Annotated in this window: 19 protein-coding genes; 8 read left to right on the forward strand and 11 right to left on the reverse strand. The window is 62.5% G+C overall.

All coding sequences use genetic code 11. From position 1 onward, the window contains the following. Nucleotides 1-6: 6 nt before the first annotated feature. Entirely contained in the window at nt 7-279 is a 273-nt protein-coding gene (locus tag LOY69_RS23325; protein ID WP_265073652.1) for a hypothetical protein, read from the reverse strand. A gap of 9 nt (nt 280-288) precedes the next feature. After that, a complete protein-coding gene (locus LOY69_RS23330) occupies nt 289-654 on the reverse strand; it encodes a putative quinol monooxygenase (RefSeq protein ID WP_102880714.1) in 366 nt (121 codons plus the stop codon). Nucleotides 655-982: 328 nt separating this feature from the next. Here LOY69_RS23330 and LOY69_RS23335 point away from each other — a divergent pair, with 328 nt between their 5' ends. Further along, nucleotides 983-1912 carry an AraC family transcriptional regulator gene (locus tag LOY69_RS23335; RefSeq protein WP_102860520.1) on the forward strand — a complete coding sequence of 310 codons (930 nt, stop codon included), beginning with the start codon at nt 983-985 and terminating at the stop codon, nt 1910-1912. Between the two features lie 25 nt (nt 1913-1937). Here LOY69_RS23335 and LOY69_RS23340 read toward each other — a convergent pair whose 3' ends face one another. Further along, nucleotides 1938-3386: an aldehyde dehydrogenase family protein gene (locus LOY69_RS23340; RefSeq protein ID WP_265073653.1), complete on the reverse strand. Its 1449-nt coding sequence runs from the start codon at nt 3384-3386 to the stop codon at nt 1938-1940. Then, nucleotides 3383-5020 carry a 5-guanidino-2-oxopentanoate decarboxylase gene (locus tag LOY69_RS23345; RefSeq protein ID WP_102880717.1) on the reverse strand — a complete coding sequence of 546 codons (1638 nt, stop codon included), beginning with the start codon at nt 5018-5020 and terminating at the stop codon, nt 3383-3385. The genes LOY69_RS23340 and LOY69_RS23345 overlap by 4 nt, the downstream gene beginning before the upstream one ends. A 153-nt stretch (nt 5021-5173) precedes the next feature. Here LOY69_RS23345 and LOY69_RS23350 point away from each other — a divergent pair, with 153 nt between their 5' ends. After that, complete coding sequence (locus LOY69_RS23350) at nt 5174-6055, forward strand: LysR substrate-binding domain-containing protein (protein ID WP_102860996.1); 882 nt, start codon at nt 5174-5176, stop codon at nt 6053-6055. Nucleotides 6056-6171: 116 nt separating this feature from the next. Here the strand turns inward: LOY69_RS23350 and LOY69_RS23355 are convergent, their stop codons facing one another. Next, on the reverse strand, nt 6172-6786 hold the full coding sequence (locus LOY69_RS23355; RefSeq protein WP_110651388.1) for an NAD(P)-dependent oxidoreductase: 615 nt from the start codon (nt 6784-6786) through the stop codon (nt 6172-6174). 76 nt (nt 6787-6862) lie between these two features. Continuing rightward, a complete protein-coding gene (locus tag LOY69_RS23360) occupies nt 6863-7747 on the reverse strand; it encodes an MBL fold metallo-hydrolase (RefSeq protein ID WP_265073654.1) in 885 nt (294 codons plus the stop codon). Between the two features lie 114 nt (nt 7748-7861). On the opposite strand from LOY69_RS23360, the gene LOY69_RS23365 reads away from it, so the two are divergent. Together LOY69_RS23365 and LOY69_RS23370 are read left to right on the forward strand one after the other, a co-directional pair. Further along, entirely contained in the window at nt 7862-8767 is a 906-nt protein-coding gene (locus LOY69_RS23365; RefSeq protein WP_110594892.1) for a LysR family transcriptional regulator, read from the forward strand. 125 nt (nt 8768-8892) lie between these two features. Continuing rightward, the gene (locus tag LOY69_RS23370; RefSeq protein ID WP_162884084.1) at nt 8893-9069 is read left to right on the forward strand and encodes a hypothetical protein; all 177 of its coding nucleotides are present in this window, start codon (nt 8893-8895) and stop codon (nt 9067-9069) included. On the opposite strand, the gene LOY69_RS23375 is transcribed toward LOY69_RS23370, so the two are convergent. Further along, the gene (locus LOY69_RS23375; protein WP_110651386.1) at nt 9062-9976 is read right to left on the reverse strand and encodes a helix-turn-helix domain-containing protein; all 915 of its coding nucleotides are present in this window, start codon (nt 9974-9976) and stop codon (nt 9062-9064) included. The genes LOY69_RS23370 and LOY69_RS23375 overlap by 8 nt on opposite strands. Before the next feature lie 403 nt (nt 9977-10379). Between LOY69_RS23375 and LOY69_RS23380 the strand changes: the two genes are divergently transcribed. After that, entirely contained in the window at nt 10380-11897 is a 1518-nt protein-coding gene (locus tag LOY69_RS23380; protein WP_102880722.1) for an MDR family MFS transporter, read from the forward strand. Nucleotides 11898-11929: 32 nt separating this feature from the next. Here the strand turns inward: LOY69_RS23380 and LOY69_RS23385 are convergent, their stop codons facing one another. From LOY69_RS23385 to LOY69_RS23400, 4 genes are all read right to left on the reverse strand, one after another. Continuing rightward, the gene (locus LOY69_RS23385; protein WP_265073655.1) at nt 11930-12778 is read right to left on the reverse strand and encodes a cache domain-containing protein; all 849 of its coding nucleotides are present in this window, start codon (nt 12776-12778) and stop codon (nt 11930-11932) included. Between the two features lie 119 nt (nt 12779-12897). Next, nucleotides 12898-13734 (reverse strand): ATPase, encoded by an 837-nt coding sequence (locus tag LOY69_RS23390; RefSeq protein ID WP_265073656.1) that lies wholly within the window; start codon nt 13732-13734, stop codon nt 12898-12900. A gap of 106 nt (nt 13735-13840) precedes the next feature. Next, nucleotides 13841-14833, reverse strand: a complete 993-nt coding sequence (locus LOY69_RS23395) for an NAD-dependent epimerase/dehydratase family protein (protein WP_110651384.1) — start codon at nt 14831-14833, stop codon at nt 13841-13843. Nucleotides 14834-14930: 97 nt separating this feature from the next. Next, nucleotides 14931-15830, reverse strand: a complete 900-nt coding sequence (locus tag LOY69_RS23400; RefSeq protein WP_110594895.1) for a LysR family transcriptional regulator ArgP — start codon at nt 15828-15830, stop codon at nt 14931-14933. Between the two features lie 110 nt (nt 15831-15940). On the opposite strand from LOY69_RS23400, the gene LOY69_RS23405 reads away from it, so the two are divergent. From LOY69_RS23405 to LOY69_RS23415, 3 genes are all read left to right on the forward strand, one after another. Then, nucleotides 15941-16345 carry an ACT domain-containing protein gene (locus tag LOY69_RS23405; RefSeq protein WP_265073657.1) on the forward strand — a complete coding sequence of 135 codons (405 nt, stop codon included), beginning with the start codon at nt 15941-15943 and terminating at the stop codon, nt 16343-16345. A gap of 2 nt (nt 16346-16347) precedes the next feature. Beyond that, nucleotides 16348-16950 (forward strand): LysE/ArgO family amino acid transporter, encoded by a 603-nt coding sequence (locus LOY69_RS23410; protein ID WP_102880727.1) that lies wholly within the window; start codon nt 16348-16350, stop codon nt 16948-16950. Nucleotides 16951-17126: 176 nt separating this feature from the next. Next, nucleotides 17127-17723, forward strand: a complete 597-nt coding sequence (locus LOY69_RS23415) for a superoxide dismutase (protein ID WP_011063080.1) — start codon at nt 17127-17129, stop codon at nt 17721-17723. The last annotated feature ends 253 nt before the right edge of the window (nt 17724-17976 follow it).

Genomic DNA, 17976 nt, shown 5'->3' on the forward strand with positions numbered 1-17976 from the left:
GGCGACTCAGTGACTGTGAAAGCTCAGTTCGCCGTCTTGATCGACGTCGGCCAGCTGTTCGAGTTGTTGCGCGGCAGCCTGGTCGGCTTCGTGAGCGGTCTTGAATGTCTGCTCAACCAGGACTTTATGAAAGCGTGGAGCCCCTGAAGCGCCCAGGGCTTTGACGGCGATGGCGGCGCTGTATCCCCCCTCCCCTGGAACCACAGCGGAAACTGCTTCGTAGTGTGCAAACTCTTTACGTGCCATGTTGCTGATCCTGGCCAATGGAAAGTCGGCCATTCTAAACCTTCAACTGGCCAGCTTGTGCAGCGGCGCACGCTGTAGCTGCGCGTACTCTCCATGAGCCTCAAGCGCCGACACCGTGCTGAAGGTGTGGAAGTCCAGGCTGTTGACCACCAGGTCCTGGACCAGCTCGGCGAAGATGGCCATGGTCGGCGAGTTGAAATAGGCGGTCATGCTCTGCTGGCTGCTCCAGAAGCCGGACACCAGCCACAGGTCGGCATCGCACTGCGAATGCTGCAGAGCAAAGTGCAGGCAACCGCTGGCCTGGCGCGATGGTTCGATCAGGCTACTCAAGCGCGCACCCAACTCCGTGGAGCGCCCGGCTCGGGCCCGAACAAAAGCCATGTGACTGACGGGAATATGCGTGGACATGTGGAACCCTCCCAGGGTGTTGTCGAGGCAGCCGGGGACGGGCTGCGACAGAATCAACGATACGGGGCGGGCCCACTTGCGCGTTAGTCGATTTCTGCCGTTGATTTGCCCAATCCTGCGACAAGCCCGCTGCTGCAGCGCATGGGCGGCGACAGGGCACAGAAGCGTTACAACGGTGTTTCAAGCAAGTGAAGCCCCCGAGCATCGGCTCATCTTGTCTATCTCGCGCGCAAGCAGCAGGATCAGGCAAGTTTTACGCAGAATTCGCCTACCCGCGACTCTTGCACAAACTTAAGCTGTGTCGACTGCAAACACCCCGAGGCGCCCCATGTCATCACTGGATACCCTGCCGCCGCCCCTGGCTCCGGAGATGGAACGCCAGCGCGTAGAACTGGCCGCGATCATTGCGCGCAACACCACTGAAGATGGCAGCTATGCCACTGCCATCGACTCGCTGTTTGTCTCGCGCCACAGCACTTCCCATCACTTCGGCTCGGTGCTGGCGCAACCGGCGCTGTGCATCATGGCCCAGGGCCGCAAGGAAGTGCGCCTGGCCGATGAAAGCTACAACTACGACCCGCTGAATTACCTGGTGGTGTCGGTTTCCGTGCCACTGAGCGGCAAGGTGGCGATCGTTTCGCCGCAAGAGCCGATCCTGGCCCTGCGCCTGGACATCGACCCCGGGGAAATCAATGCACTGATCGCCGATGCCGGCCCTCTGGGCGTGCCCGCCCGGCCCACCGGACGGGGCCTGTACGTAGAGCGCCTGGACCCGGCGATGCTGGACGCCGTGCTGCGCCTGACCCGCCTGCTGGACACCCCGAAAGACATCGCCATGCTCGCGCCGCTGGTGCGTCGGGAAATTCTCTATCGCCTGCTGCGCAGCCCCCAGGGCCACCGTCTGTACGAGATCGCCACCGCCAACAGCCAGGGTCACCGAGTCAACCAGGCCATCAAGTGGCTCAACGGCAATTTCGTGCAGCCGTTGCGCATCGATGACCTGGCCCGGGAAGTGAACCTGAGCGTGTCGACCCTGCACCACCGCTTCAAGGCGATGACCGCCATGAGTCCCTTGCAGTACCAGAAACAGCTGCGTCTGCAGGAAGCCCGGCGCTTGATGCTGGCCGAAGGTCTGGAAGCTTCGGCGGCGGGGTATCGAGTCGGCTATGAAAGCCCGTCGCAGTTCAGCCGTGAGTACAGCCGACTGTTTGGCGCGCCGCCCTTGCGGGACATGGCGCGCCTGCGGGTTGGCGGGTAACCCGGGTTCACCGGCAAGCCGGCGCCTACAGCGCGCGGATTACGTGTTTGAGCTCCTGGAAGGCATGCAAGCCCCAGGGGCCCAGTTCACGGCCGATGCTGCTCTGCTTGTAGCCGCCCCAGGCAGTCTGGGGAAAGATCACCTGAGGGGCGTTGATCCACACCAGGCCGGCCTGCAGGGCATTGGCCACCCGCTCGGCATTGTCCACGTCCGCCCCCACCACACTGGCCACCAGGCCGAACTCGCTGTCATTGGCCAGTTCGATTGCCTCTTGCTCGCTGCTGAAACTGCGCACACAGAGCACCGGGCCAAAGATTTCGTCACGCCACAGGGCACTGTCCAGCGGCACCTCGGTGAACACCGTGGGCTGGATGAAAAAGCCCTGCTGCAACCCGGCCGGGCGGCCACCGCCACAGACCAGCTTGGCACCGACATTCAGGCCACGATCGATGTGCGCCAGCACTCTGTGGTATTGCGCCTGGTTCACCAGGGCGCCCATGACCACCTCGGGGTCGAACGGGTCGGCCACCCGAATGCCTTCGGCCCGGGCCTTGAGCCGCAAGAGGAATTCATCGGCCAGCTCGTCGGCGACCAGTACCCGGCTGGTGGCGGAGCACATCTGCCCGGCATTGAAGAAGCCACCGCCACAGGCCAGTTCCACCGCCAGGTCCAGGTCGGCATCCGCCAGCACCAGCAAGGATGACTTGCCCCCCAGTTCCAGGCTCACGCCCTTGACGGTTTCCGCCGCCCGCTGCATGACCTGGACGCCCACCGCATTACTGCCGGTGAAGGAAATCTTCGCCACTCGCGGGTCCGCCGCCAAAGGCGCACCGACCGCCAGGCCCGTCCCGCAGATCAGGTTGAACACCCCGTTGGGCAAGCCGCTTTCGGCGATGATCGCCGCCAGCTCCAGCTCCGGCAGTGGCGTCACTTCCGAGGGCTTGAGCACCACGCTGCAGCCGGCGGCCAGGGCTGGTGCTAACTTCCAGGCCGTGGTGACCATGGGGAAATTCCACGGCACGATCAGCCCGACCACGCCACAGGGCTCACGACGCAGGCGCGCGCTGAAATCCTCACTGGGCAGCGGCACATTCGCATCCTGGGTCGCGTCCAGCTCCTCGGCCAGCCCGGCGTAGTACTCAAAGGTGGCAATGACATCGTCCACATCCATGGCCGCCTCGAACTGCGGCTTGCCGTTGTTGCTCGACTGCAGGTGCATCAGCCGCTCCCGGCGTTCGGCCACGCCTGCAGCGATCTTGCGCAGCACGGCGGCACGCTCGCTGCCACTGCTTTGCGCCCAGCGGGCAAGCCCCGCCGTAGCGGCCCGCAGCGCCTGATCCACGGCTTGCGGCCCGGCGCCTGCCACCCAGGCCAAGGGCGCCTCGGTGGATGGGTTGATCACCTGCAGGTGCTCGCTGCCTGCCGACCATTGGCCGTCGATGTACACACCGTTCAACAGGTGCGGCGAACTCATGCCTGTACTCCTTGAGTCCAGCGATTCTGGTCAACTTCAATCAAGGTCGGTCCCTGGCGGTCAACGGCCATGCGCAGGGCCGCACGCAGTTGTTCGACACTGTCGATGCGCTCGGCTGCGCACCCGAGGCCCTTGGCCACGGCAATGAAATCCGGGGTGTAGATGTCGACGCCGACTGGCTCGATGGCCCGATTGACCATGTATTTCTTGATCTCTTCATAACCCTGGTTGTTCCACAGCAGGACGATGATCGGCGTGCGTGCTTCCACGGCGCAGGCCAGTTCCGCCAGGGTGAACTGCAAGCCGCCGTCGCCGATCAGGCAAGCCACCGGCCGCCGCGAGCTGGACTGGGAAGCGCCCCCGAGCCAGGCACCGATGGCGGCCGGCAAGGCATAACCCAGGGTGCCGTAGCCGGTGGACGAGTTGAACCAGCGCCGCGGCTGCTCAGGATTGAACGTCAGGTTGCCGCTGTACACCGGCTGAGTGGAATCGCCCACCAGGACGATCTCCGGCAACTCCTGGACCACGGTTTCCAGGAACAGGGTCTGGGCCCGGGTCGGCGTGTCCCACAGGTTCTCGAGTTCGCTGCGCAAGGCCGCGGCGCGGGCCTGGCCCCAGTCGCTGCTGCGCTCGCTCAAGGTATGCCGGGACAGCTCTGCCAGCAGGGCTTGGGCTGCGTTCCCGGCATCGGCCACCAGTGCCACTTTCGGTGGGTAGTTGCGCACCGTTTGATCGGCATCGATATCGATCCGCAGCAAGGCCCCGGGAATTTCAAAGCCGCCGGCAAAGGTCACGTCGTAATCGGTTTCCGCCAGTTCGGTGCCGATGGCCAGCACCACGTCGGCCTCGGCCACCAGGGCACGGGTTGCCACCAATGACTGGGTGGAGCCAATCAGCAGCGGGTGGGCCGACGGCAACATGCCCTTGGCGTTGATCGTCAGGGCCACCGGAGCCTGCAGCAGTTCCGCCAAACGGGTCAGGGGAGCGGCCGCATCAATGGCGCCGCCACCGGCCAGGATCAGCGGGCGCTTGGCCATCGCCAGCAGCTGACTCATCCGGGCGACAGCGTCCGGGGCGGCACCGGCACGGGCAATGGTTACCGGCTCGCTGGCCAGCAGATGATCGGCATCCTGAACCAGTACATCGAGAGGAATCTCGATATGCACCGGACGTGGGCGTCCAGCCTGGAACAGGGCGAAAGCCCGGGCCAGCACCACTGGCAATTCATCGGCGCTCATCAGGGTATGGGAAAACGCCGCCACGCCGCTGACCAGCGCACTCTGGTTCGGCAACTCATGGAGCTTGCCGCGCCCGCCACCCAGCTGGCTGCGGGTCTGCACGCTGGAGATCACCAGCATGGGAATCGAGTCCGCATAAGCCTGGCCCATGGCGGTGGTGATGTTGGTCATGCCGGGGCCGGTGATGATGAAACACACGCCGGGCTTGCCGCTGGTGCGGGCGTAGCCGTCGGCCATGAAACCGGCACCTTGCTCATGGCGCGGGGTGACATGCTGGATGGGCGAGCGGGCCAGGCCGCGATACAACTCGACGGTATGCACCCCGGGAATGCCGAACACCTGCTCAACCCCATAACCTTCAAGTAACTTGACCAGTACTTCGCCGCACGTCGCCATCTCATCGCCCTTCTTATTGGTGGAATACCCGACTGACTGCCGACTGAAAAACTCAGCAGACGTCGGGAGGGCTATTGGAACGGTGAGGCTGTAGCCGCAACAATGGATAAAAAGTCATACTAGCCATGTCCTCACGTCATGCCTTGGCTGCCCATGAAACGCTTGCCTCCCCTGCCCGCACTGCACACCTTTCTGGTCACCGCCCAGTGCTGCAATTTCACGCGCGCTGCCGAGCAGTTGCACATCACCCAAGGAGCGGTGAGCCGACAAATTGCCGGCCTGGAAAGCCATCTGGGTTATCCGTTGTTCCAGCGCCATGCCCGGGGCTTGAGCCTCACTAACGAAGGGGCGCAATGGTTGCCGCGGGTGCAGCAGGTATTCGAACTGATCAATGGCGCGGTGGATGACATCGGTGGGCAGAGCCGCAACCTGCGCCTCAAGGCGCCGACCTGTGTGATGCGCTGGCTGCTGCCACGGCTGCTGCAGTGGCAGAGGGAACGCCCGGATGTACCGGTGCAACTGACCACCACCATTCAGCACGGCGTGGATTTCAGCCGCGAACCCTTCGATGCCGCCGTCATGTACGGAGCCCCGCCGTCCCCGACCCTGGGTTCGCGTCACCTGTTCAATGAACAACTGACGCCGGTCTGCTCGCGACCGCTGCTGGAGGGCCCGGTGCCCCTCAAGAACCCGGCGGACCTGCAACAGCACTTGCTGCTGCATCCCTCCCACGATCAACGGGACTGGCAAAGTTGGTTGAAAGCCGCCGGCACGCCACTCAATACCCTGGGCAAGGGTCAGCATTTCGAGACCCTGGACCTGGCGATGTCCGTGGCGTCCCAGGGAACGGGCGTGGCGATTGGCGACTGGGCGTTGATTGGCGACGACCTGAGTGCCGGACGGCTGGTCATGCCTTTTGAACTGAAGATCCCGACGGGCCAGGCGTACTATCTGGTCTACCCGGAGCACCCTGGGCCTGCGGCGGCCTTGCAGGAACTGCTGGACTGGCTGGTGGAGCAGGCCAAACAGCGCTGAATGAGAAAACCCTGATGCCGGCAGACAGCAAAAAGGCCCGCGAGGGCCTTCAACACTGATCGGAACTCCCCGATAACCGCCAACGGCAGGCGGCTACCGGGGCAATCGGCCGCTCATCAGTAACCGACGGTGAAGCGCTGGCGGCGGTGGGCCGGCTTCTCCACTTCATCGAGCATGGCGATGGCGTAGTCGGCGAAGCTGATCCAACTGCGCCCCTGGGCATTGACCAGCAGATCGTCCTGGCCCAGGCGGAACTGCCCGGTGCGCTCACCCTCAACGAACTCCGCCGATGGCGAGAGGAACGTCCAGTCCAGATCCTGCTCCTTGCGCAAGGTGTCCAGGTACACGCCACCGGCGCTGGCCTCGGCCTTGTACTCCTCCGGAAAACCGGGGCTGTCGATGACCTTGCCACCACCGGGCAGCAACAGCGAACCGGCACCGCCCACCACCAGCAGACGCTTGACCCCGGCCTTTTTCACCGGATCGATGATGGCATCAGCCGGGATGGTGGAAAAATGCGCGGCACTGATCACCACATCGTGGCCGGCTACCGCCGCTTGCAATGCAGCACTGTCGGCCACATCCACTTCGCGGGTGAGCACGCCGGCACGCTGGCCGATCTTCGCCGTGTTGCGGGCGATGGCGGTGACGCTGTGACCACGACGCAGGGCCTCTTCCAACAGTTGGCTGCCGGCACGGCCGGTGGCACCAATGATTGCGATTTTGCTCATGACATGTCTCCAGTTGGCTGGGTTCTGAAAGAGTACAGGGGCATCCGCTCCCCGAAGGGAGCGGGTCAAACCGGTTTCACCACTTCATTTCGCCCTTGGCAACCTTGGCGCTCAGTTCCAGGGAACTGTCTTCGCCCAGGTCCGGGTAACGCTTTTTCATGGCTGCGATCAGCGCAGCGGAGTCCTTGGCCTTGGCCGTCTCTTCATCGAAGGCCTTGATGTAGTCCGCGGTGAAGTGCACCGGGGCCAGGGAGCGTGCGCTGTCGCCGAGGAAGTGCCCGGGGATCACAGTCTTGGGCTGCAGGCCCTCAATGGTCTTCAGGGTGCTCAGCCAGTCCTGGTGAGACTGCGGGGTCTGGGTATCGGCCATCCATACGTGGATGTTTTCCGCGACCACCACACCACCGACTACCGCCTTGATCGACGGAATCCAGACAAAGCTGCGATCCGGTTGCTTGCCGTCCAGGCCGATGACTTCGAGCTTCTGCCCTTCCAGGGTCAGGCTGTGGCCCTTGAGTACGCCGGGCACGATGGTCTTGGCCGGAACGTCAGCGCCCATTTTCGGGCCCCAGAACGCCAGCTTGCCATCCACCGTGGCCTTGATGTGATCCACCGTAGGCTGTGAGGCAACAACCTTGGCATCAGGGAAAGCCTTGGTCAGGGTGTCGAGGCCGAAGTAGTAATCCGGATCACCGTGGCTGATGTAGATGGTGGTCAAGTGCTTGCCACTGGCACGGATCTTTTCCACCAGTTGCTGGGCCTGGGATTTGCCGAACTGGGCATCCACCAGGATCGCGTCCTTCTTGCCGCTGACCAGTACCGAGGTCACCGGGAAGATGGCATTGGCCCCCGGGTTGTAGACATCCAGCTTCAGGCTGGGCTCGGCGGCTGCGGCATGGGCGGCAAAACCCAGGGTGGCGGTGGCCAGCAGCAGGCGTTTAAGAGAGGTGAATCCGATCATGAGGGCAGCTCCAGCATCTGTTGGCTTGGTGAGAAGTGGACAAAGCTTAGTTGCCAGACTCGTTACAAAAAATGCGATGCTTGAACATAGTTTGTTTCTGAAAGCGGGCAAATCATGGATCGTCTCCAAGCAATGCGGGTCTTTGTCACCGTTGTGGACCTGGGCAGCCAGTCGGCCGCCGCTGACCACCTGGACCTTTCACGGCCGGTGGTTTCACGTTATCTGGCGGAGCTGGAGGATTGGGTCGGCGCCCGGTTGATGCACCGCACCACGCGCAAGCTCAGCCTGACCGCGGCCGGCGGCGAGATCCTGCCCCGCTGCCGACAGATGCTGGAGCTGTCCAACGATATGCAGGCTGCGGTGGGCGAGCCTGATGATGCGCCCCGCGGGCTGCTGCGCATCAGCGTCAGCACCTCGTTCGGCCAGTCACAACTGGCGGAGGCGGTGGCCGACTACGTCAAGCGTTATCCCGGTGTGAGCATCGATCTGCAGATGCTCGACCGCACGGTGAACCTGGTGGATGAGCGTATCGACTTGGCGATCCGCACCAGCAACGACCTGGACCCGAACCTGATCGCCCGACGCCTGACCGTCTGTCGCTCGGTGATCTGCGCCTCACCGATCTACCTCCAAGAGCACCCGGCGCCACAACGGGTGGAGGACTTGAGCCAGCACAACTGCCTGACCCACTCCTACTTCGGCAAAAGCCTGTGGCATTTCGAACAGGACGGCGAGCAAGTGTCGGTGCCGGTGCAGGGCAATATCAGCGCCAACGAAGCCAGTACCCTGTTGCGCACCACAGTAGCCGGCGCCGGCATCGCCATGCTGCCCAGCTACCAGGCCGGGGAGTACATCAAGCGGGGAGAACTGGTGCGCCTGCTGCCCCATGCCGAACCCCGCAAGATGAACATGTATGCGGTCTACGCCTCGCGCAAGCACATGCCGGCGACCTTGCGCAGCATGCTGGATTTCCTGGTGCTCAGGTTTCCCCAGGAACCGCTCTGGGATGTGGGGCTGTAGACACGATCCAGCGGTTCAATACCTCGCCAAACAGGCTGGGCAGCAGCCTGGCAAGCCCCCGCAACTGACCTATGCTGATATCAGTGCCCCTGAAAACACGGGGTATTGGTTCAGAGGTCGTTGCCATGAACGTCAAGACAAGAAGGTACCTGGCCATCTTCATGACCTGCACCATGACCCTGGCGCTATACGGTACCGCCGCTTATCGCGTCGAGCAGGCCCGCATGCAACAGCGCAACTACGCCAGTTGCAACCTGGAACGCTGCATTCCCCACAACGCCACCTTGAACGCCCTCAGGTGAGCGGCAACGCCCCAGGCTCCCCCGCCTGATCGGCCTTGAGCCGGTCGCGGAACACCTTGGGCGAAATCCCCTCGCGGCGTCGGAACAGCCGGGTGAAATTGGTGGGATCGGAAAAGCCCAGGTCATCGGAAATCTCGTAGATGGTCATCCCGGTGTAGGTCAGCAGGCGCTTGGCCTCCAGCAGTTGACGCTCGTGCATGATCTGCAGCGCCGGTTGCCCGGCCAGCTCGCGGCAGGTGCCGTTGAGGTGCGATACGGAGATGCCTAGCTTGTGAGCCAGGTCCTCGACCTTCACATGCTCGCGGTAATGGGCCTCCACCAACTGGATAAAACCGTTGAAATACTCCCGGGCCCGCTGAGGACGCTGACTGGAACTGCTGCGCTGCAGTGCCTGGCGACCAATCCAGACCACAATCATGCTCACCAGGGCGTGCATGATCATTTCCCGAGCCGGCTGCTGCCCTTGATACTCATTCTGCAAGGCACTGAACAAACCGTTCAGGTACTGCGCATCCTCCCGGGCCGGGTAGCTGCAAGACGTGGCCAGGGTATTTTCCGAACGCCCCAACTGAGCTTGCAAATGGCTCAACAGCGGCGCCGCCAGAGTCACGACATAACCTTCGACATCCTCGGAAAATCGAAAGCCATGGACCGATAACGGCGGCAACACCTGGATCATCGGTTCATCCAACAAGGTCCGCTGGCCTTCGACCTCCAGTTCGGCCTGCCCTCGGAAGACGAACAGCAATTGGCCGAGATCGGCATGCCGATGGGGTTTTATTTCCCACTGGTGCTCACGGCTGCGTTGACTGATGGACTCGCAATGGAGCAGATCCGGGGTGGGCCACTCCAGGCTCTCGCCATAGAGTTTGAACACGGGAATGGCAGCAAGAGCAGGCTTGTTCATCACTACAGTCCAGGCCTCAGAGTAACGGGGGGGGGAGAATTGCACCGCTGAAAAAAAGCTCAGGTAACCGCCAGGTTTCATCGGCCCATTGACGGGTTCAGCCAGGAAAAACGCAAGCACCGGCAACACAAATAAACATTCGTACAGCCAGGATTCAGGAAGCCGGCACCGAGCGCACACTATACAGAATGCGTCCCATTACACATCAACACCAAGTGCCACAAAGCTTTTCGAGAGCGGTGAATCCAAGGCGCTTTGGCACAACCTCCCCCCTTGGAAACCTTCATGAAAAAACGCCGTGCTCTTCCTTGTAGCGCTATCCGATAGCACCCTATCGAGTACACTGACGCCCATTCCCGCCAGCCTTGCCGCTACGGTTCAATCACTGCCCGCAGGTTTTTTCGTGACTCACCTCCAACAGCCTGGCCCACCCAAACCGGCCATCCGCAGCGTGCTGATCGCTCTGATGCTGGCGATCTTTCTCGGCGCTCTGGACCAGACCATCGTCGCGGTCTCCATGCCGGCCATTTCCGCTCAGTTCAAGGATGTCAGCCTGCTGGCCTGGGTCATCTCCGGCTACATGGTGGCGATGACCGTGGCAGTGCCGATCTACGGCAAGCTCGGTGATCTGTATGGCCGGCGTCGGCTGATGCTGTTCGGCATGGGATTGTTCACCCTGGCCTCGCTGTTCTGCGGCCTGGCCCAGAACATGGAACAACTGGTGCTGGCGCGGATCTTTCAGGGCATCGGCGCCGGCGGCATGATCTCGGTGAGCCAGGCCATCATCGGCGACATAGTCCCGCCCAGGGAGCGCGGCCGCTATCAGGGCTACTTCAGCAGCATGTACGCGGTGGCCAGTGTCGCCGGCCCGGTGCTGGGCGGCTATATGACCGAGTTTCTGTCGTGGCGCTGGGTGTTCCTGATCAACCTGCCCCTGGGACTGGGTGCCTGGTGGGTGGCCCACCGCACCCTGGTGGGGCTGCCGGTGCCCCAGCGCAAGCCGATCATCGACTACCTCGGCACTGTGTTGCTGATCATCGGCCTGAGCGCCCTGCTGCTGGGCATCACCCAAGTGGGCCAGGGCCACTCCTGGCGCAGCGCCGAAGTGCTCGACCTGCTGGCCATCGGCTGCATCGTCCTGGCTCTGTTCGTCTGGCATGAGCGCCGGGCTAGGGAACCCCTGCTGCCGATGCACCTGTTTGCCAACCGCAATGCGCTGCTGTGCTGGTGCACGATTTTCTTCACCAGTTTCCAGGCCATCTCGCTGATCGTGCTGATGCCCCTGCGTTTCCAAAGCATCACCGGGGCCGGGGCCGACAGTGCCGCCCTGCACTTGCTGCCCTTGGCCATGGGCCTGCCCATGGGCGCCTATTGCGCCGGACGCCTGACCTCGGTGACCGGACGCTACAAGCCGATGATCCTGGGCGGCGCGCTATTGATGCCGGTGTCGATTCTCGGCATGGCCCTGGTGCCGCCCCAGGAGGTCCTGCTGAGCAGCCTGTTCATGTTGCTCTGCGGGATCGCCGGCGGCATGCAGTTCCCTACCTCCCTGGTGGGCACCCAGAACTCGGTGGAGCAACGGGATATCGGTGTCGCCACCAGCACCACCAACCTGTTTCGCGCCCTGGGCGGCGCGGTGGGAGTGGCGCTGATGTCGGCCTTGCTGTTGGCCTTGTTGCAGGATTCCAGCCTGGCGCATCTGAGTGGCACAGGGCTGATGAACGAGGGGCACTCCGGCAATGCCTTGCTGCAAGGCCTGGACGCCGCGCCTGGCCCCGCCCGCGACGCATTGCGCAACGAGTTGCTGCTGACCTTCCGACATCTGCTGCTGGTCAGTGCCGCAGTCTCCCTGCTGGGGCTGGCGGCGGCGATTGCCATGCCCAATCGCCTGCTACGGGGCCGTGAAGACAAGGCGCATTGATCCTGATGCTGGCAGGGGCCAGCGTTCAGGACTCAGGGGCTGTAGTAACCCACGGCAACCAGCAGCTTCCCGACCTTGCGCAAGTAGGCATGCTTGTCCTCGACCTTGCCCGTCACCGGGTTCTTCCAGCGGTACTCGTATTCCCCCTGATCCTGGCCTGCCATCAGCGCCAGGATCGGCTCCCCCACCGGCTTGCCCTCTGGGTCCTTGATCTTGCCAAAATCGGTATTGAGCAGGCGCAGGTTGGTGCCATGGGCCAGATAGCGGTGGCTGTCGAGGTCCACCACGAACACATACAGATCGTCTTCGAGAAACCCGCCACGCAAGTCATTGATGGCTTTGAGCGTACCCGGCTGATCGCCGCCCAAGGCCGTGGCCGCTCGATCCAGCAGCGCCTTGGCCTGCTCGGCCGAGGCCCGAGGCAGGTAATACCCCACCGCCAGGATGCGTTCGCCGATACGCTGGAAGTACACATGCTTGCGTTCGATCTTGCCGTCGGCCCAGTTCTGCCAGCGGTATTCGGCTTGCTGGATGCCATTGGCCTCGGGAATTTTCAGGGCGTCCTTGAACGCCTTGCGCAGATCCGGTCCCAGGACTTCGGAAACATCTCGGCCAATCAGTGCCGACGAAGGACCGCCACTGGCCAGCATCACGCCCCGGGTGTCCACCACGAACACATAACGATCGCGATCGACAAACTCACCCTGGCGGCTGAAGGCCGCAAACGCCTTGTCACCCTGGTCGTGGTAATAGCGCAGGGCTTTTTCCAGCAGCGCCCGGGCCGCCACACCGTCATCGGCCGCCGGTACCGCCGCATGCAACGACCCCATGCACAGCAATAACAACCATCCCAGCCAGGTATTTTTATGCAACAGCCTCATCGCTCGCTCCTCGTTCCTGATGGCGTTTGAAGAGCGTAGACGGCTGCGCAATATGGGTGAACATTCAGCACACTTTGGCCGAACAGCCCCCACGCCGTGCGCGGGGAGGGCCTGACCACTCAAGGACGGGTATTGATCTGCTGCTGCAGGTTCTGGATCTGGCTTTGCAGGGTATTGATGTTGCGGGTGACTTGGCCACGGAACGCATCGAACTCGGCGGTGCTGGCTCCGTTCTGGGCAGCGGGACGATTGTCCTGCTCACTCTTGAGTACCACCAGCTCCTGCTCCAGTCGCTCGATGGCAGCGCTCGGGTTGCCCTGCTTCTTCAATGCGGCAAGGTCGGCACTCAGACTCTTGAGCTGGCTATCGAGCTTGCCGGCGTCCGCCTGGGCACCTTTGAGGCTCGCCAGTTCAGCGCTCAAGGCTTTCACCTGGGCCTGCAACTGGGCGTTGGCCGCCTGCTGCTCGGCAGTCTGGGCTGTCATCTGCGCCAGGCGCTTGTCCAGGTCAGTCGCCTGCCCGGCCACGCCCTGCTGTTGTCGGCTCTGATCCTGCAGCCGGCTTTCCAACTGTTTGATCTGCAGCTTCAAGGCTTCGCTGTCAGTGGTGACATTGGTCTGACTGGCCACTACCTTGCCGGAGATGTCCTGCAGACGACCGGCGGCCTCTTCACTGATCCTGGCGAAGCTTTCCTGGGTCGCCACCAGTTGCTGCTCCATCAGCGAAATCTGCTGGAAGCTCCACCAGGCAAGACCGATGAAGGCAAAGAACAACGCCCCCACCAATGCCCACAATGGACCGGTACTGGGCCCCTTGGCCTTGGCCACCGGAGCGCTGCGCGAATGCACGGTGGTGCGCTCACGGGCAGCGCTGGTGGTAGGAAAGACATCGTCATCGAGGGGATCGGCGCGCAGACTTGGAACGTCATCGAAGTCATCGTGTGCATCGTTACGCATGGGGCAACCTTTGTGAACCGCGGTGATGGCTGAATGCGGCGAGTATAAACCGCTAATTCACCCGGCCAATGGACCGGCCCGGGCAAACCGGGTTCAGTCTTTGATTTCAGCTTATGTCCTGAGCCTTCCACCAACTGCAGAACTCATCCAGAGCGGCCCACAAGCTGACCTTGGGCTCATAGCCGAGGTAATGCCGGGCCCGGCTGATATCCAGGGTGAAGTTCTTGTTCATGACCTGCATCCCCAGGCGCGACAAGGTCGGTTCAGGACGGCCGGGCCAGAGCTTGCAGAACCCCTCGTTGAGCGCCGCCACGCTATAGGCCAGGCCAAAAGAGCGATAGCGGGTGACTTGCGGCACCTGCATCTGGCGCATCACGTAGTTGACTACGTCCCACAGCGGCACCGGCGCGCCGTTGCTGATGTTGTAGACCTTGCCCAGGGCCGAACCACTGGCGTGCAGGCTGCTGAACAGGGCCTCGTTGAGGTTGTGCACACTGGTGAAGTCGACCTTGTTCAGGCCGTTGCCGACGATGGCCAGGCGACCTTTGCGCTGCATCTTCAACAGCCGCGGGAAGATGCTCATGTCGCCGGCACCGGTGACAAAACGCGGCCGCAACGCAATGACCTCCAGCCCGAACTCCTGGGCACCGAAAACCTTCTGCTCGGCCAGGTACTTGGTGGCTGCGTAGGGGTGCTTGAAACGCTTGGGCACTTGCTCTTCGGTCAGCCCCAGGTGATCTCGGCCATCGAAATAGATCGACGGCGAGGACAGGTGCACCAGGCGCTGGACCCGTTGCTTGAGGCAGGCTTCGACCACATTCTCAGTGACCAGCACGTTGCCCTGATGGAAATCCTGATAACGCCCCCACAAGCCCACCGCACCGGCGCAGTGCACCACGGTATCGACATCGCGACAGAGTTCGCGCACCAGGCCGGCATCGTTCAAATCGCCCTGGACGAACTCGGCGCCACGGCGCACCAGATGATCCACCGCTTCGGCGCGACGGCCGTTGACCCGGACCTCCAGGCCCTGCTCAAGGGCAAAACGAGCAAAGCGCCCGCCGATGAAGCCGCTTGCGCCGGTAACCAGAATTTTCATGAATATTCCTAAACAAAGCAGTGACGAGCTACGAACTACAAGCCGCGCATTGAAAGTCGAAGCGCAAGCTGTGCACTCGCAGCTTGTCGCTTGACGCTTATGGCTGCTCCCAAGGCACCAGCCATTGTGCAGATAAACGTGCCAGGTGCTCGGTCAACAAGCCCAGCAATTGTCCGCCGTTGCGCCAATGATGCCAGTACAGCGGCACATCGATGGGTTTATCCGGCAAAAGCTCCACCAGCAAGCCTCGCTGCAGTTGCTCGCGAACCTGCAGTTCGGGCACCAGTCCCCAACCCAGGCCGGCTTCGGCAAGACGGATGAAGCCCTCGGAAGACGGGCATAAATGATGTTCGAAACCGCCATCGACCCCCAGGGACGCCAAATAGCGATGCTGCAGGAAATCGTCGGGGCCGAACACCAACGCCGGGGTCCGAGCCAACTGCTCGGCGCGCACGCCCTGGGGAAAATGCCGGGCGATGAACGCCGGGCTGGCCAGGGCGCGGTAACGCATGGCACCCAGCAGCAGACTGCGGGCCCCGGCCACCGGGCGCTCACTGGCGCAGACACACGCTGCCACTTCGCCGGCGCGCATGCGCTTGAGGCCCACCGTCTGGTCCTCCACCACCAGGTCCAGAAGCAAGTGATGTTCGGCGCAAAAGTCAGCCACCGCTTCGGCCCACCAGGTGGCCAGGCTGTCGGCGTTGAGGGCGATGCGCAGGCGTTCCGGCAAGCCTTCTTCGTCCAGGGCCGGCACCAGGCTTTGCAGGTCCCGCTCTAGAAGGCGTACCTGCTGCACATGGTTGAGCAGGCGGCGCCCGATTTCCGTGGGCGAAGGTGGCGTCACCCGCACCAGCACCGGCTGCCCGACCCGGGCCTCCAGTAGCTTGATGCGCTGGGAAATTGCCGACTGCGACAATCCCAGCACCTGGGCCGCCCGTTCGAATCCTGCCTGTTCGATCACCGCGGCCAGGGCAGAGAGCAACTTGTAGTCGAACATCAGTTTTCCTAATGAGTGATCAGCACTATTGGTTTTTCTTATACCGCCTGGAGCGAGAAAATAGCCAGCGTAAAGCCTCTGTAATGCTTCTTCGCTCAAGGATTTTGTTCATGGCTGGTGAAACCTCCCTCGCTACCCTGCTACGCAGCATGAGCCCACAGCTCAACGACGGCGAGTACGTGTTTTGTTCTCTCACTGACCCCAGCCTGCTGCAGGACTGCGAAGTGCTGGGCAGCTTTCGCGAACGCGAGGGACTGACGGTTATCCTCCCGCGCAAACAGGCCGAGCGCCTGGGCCTGGCCTTCGATTACGTGGCGGCCTGGATCACCCTCAACGTGCATTCGGCCCTTGAAGCCGTGGGCCTGACAGCGGCCTTCGCTGGCGCCCTGGGCCAGGCTGGGATCAGTTGCAACGTGATCGCCGGCTACTACCACGATCACCTGTTTGTCGGTCAGGCGGATGCCCGGCGAGCCATGCAGGTTCTGCAAAAACTGGCCGCCGGCGAGGAGCAGTAATCATGTGGCAAAGCTATGTAAACGGTCTCTTGGTGGCCGCCGGCCTGATCATGGCCATCGGCACGCAAAACGCCTTCGTCCTGGCTCAGAGCCTGCGCCGTGAACACCACTTGCCGGTGGCGGCACTGTGCGTGACCTGCGATGCCCTGTTGGTGGCCGCCGGGGTGTTCGGCCTGGCCACCGTCCTGACCCAGAGCCCGATGCTGCTGGCCGTGGCGCGCTGGGGCGGCGCGGCGTTCCTGATCTGGTACGGCGCCCAGGCCCTGCGCCGGGCCTGCTCGAAACAAAGCCTGCAACAGGGCGAAGGCCAGACCGTGCGTTCGCTGCGGGCTGTCATGCTCAGTGCCCTGGCGGTCACCCTGCTCAACCCCCACGTCTACCTGGATACGGTGTTGCTGATCGGTTCACTGGGGGCGCAACAAACCGAGCCCGGCGCTTACGTGGTGGGGGCCGCCAGCGCCTCGTTGCTGTGGTTCTTCACCCTGGCCCTGGGCGCCGCCTGGCTGGCTCCGTGGCTGGCTCGCCCCAGTACCTGGAGGATTCTCGACCTGCTGGTGGCGGTGATGATGTTCAGCGTGGCGTTCCAGCTGATCAGCGCTGCGTGACTTATTCCAAAAGGCTCTGGAACCTCTATCCCACACAGTTGTTGCGTGGTTAAGCCGCACCCCCGGTGCTATGATCCGAACCCTGCGCCGCAAAGAGTACAAACTCCCCGGCGCTTGTCTGGCCGCCCGTGATCGGCCTTGCGCTCACCGCAACTGACCTGATTAGGAGAATCATCATGGCTTTCGAATTGCCGCCGCTGCCCTATGCACACGACGCCCTGCAGCCGCACATTTCCAAGGAAACCCTGGAATACCACCACGACAAGCACCACAACACCTATGTCGTGAACCTGAACAACCTGGTGCCAGGCACCGAGTTCGAAGGCAAGACTCTGGAAGAGATCGTCAAAACCTCTTCGGGCGGCATCTTCAACAACGCAGCCCAGGTCTGGAACCACACTTTCTACTGGAACTGCCTGGCGCCAAACGCCGGCGGCCAACCTACTGGCGCTCTGGCCGAGGCCATCAACGCAGCCTTCGGTTCGTTCGACAAGTTCAAAGAAGAATTCACCAAGACTTCCGTTGGCACCTTCGGTTCCGGCTGGGGCTGGCTGGTGAAGAAGGCTGACGGTTCCCTGGCCCTGGCCAGCACCATCGGCGCCGGCAACCCGCTGACCAGCGGCGACACCCCGCTGCTGACCTGCGACGTCTGGGAACACGCCTACTACATCGACTACCGCAACGTTCGTCCTAAATACGTCGAAGCGTTCTGGAACCTGGTCAACTGGAAATTCGTGGCTGAGCAGTTCGAAGGCAAGAACTTCGTCGCTTAAGTCCGTTTGCAGTGCAAAAAACCCGGCCTGGCCGGGTTTTTTTTGCCTCTGACAAAGCCGGCATCTTGTCCCGCCCAGCCGAGACGCTAAGATTCATCTGATGTAAAAATCAACGCCGCCCCTCAAGTTGCAAGGCGTCGCTACCGACACACTATCCACAGCAAGAGCAATCCTGAATCTGATCACCCGGGCCTGGCCCGCAGACGTCCTGTTCTCGGCCTTAATGTCACTTTGACGGCCAACACGGGATTGC

Origin of the sequence: Pseudomonas sp. B21-059, assembly GCF_026016285.1 — a bacterium.
Lineage (GTDB): Bacteria > Pseudomonadota > Gammaproteobacteria > Pseudomonadales > Pseudomonadaceae > Aquipseudomonas > Aquipseudomonas danubii.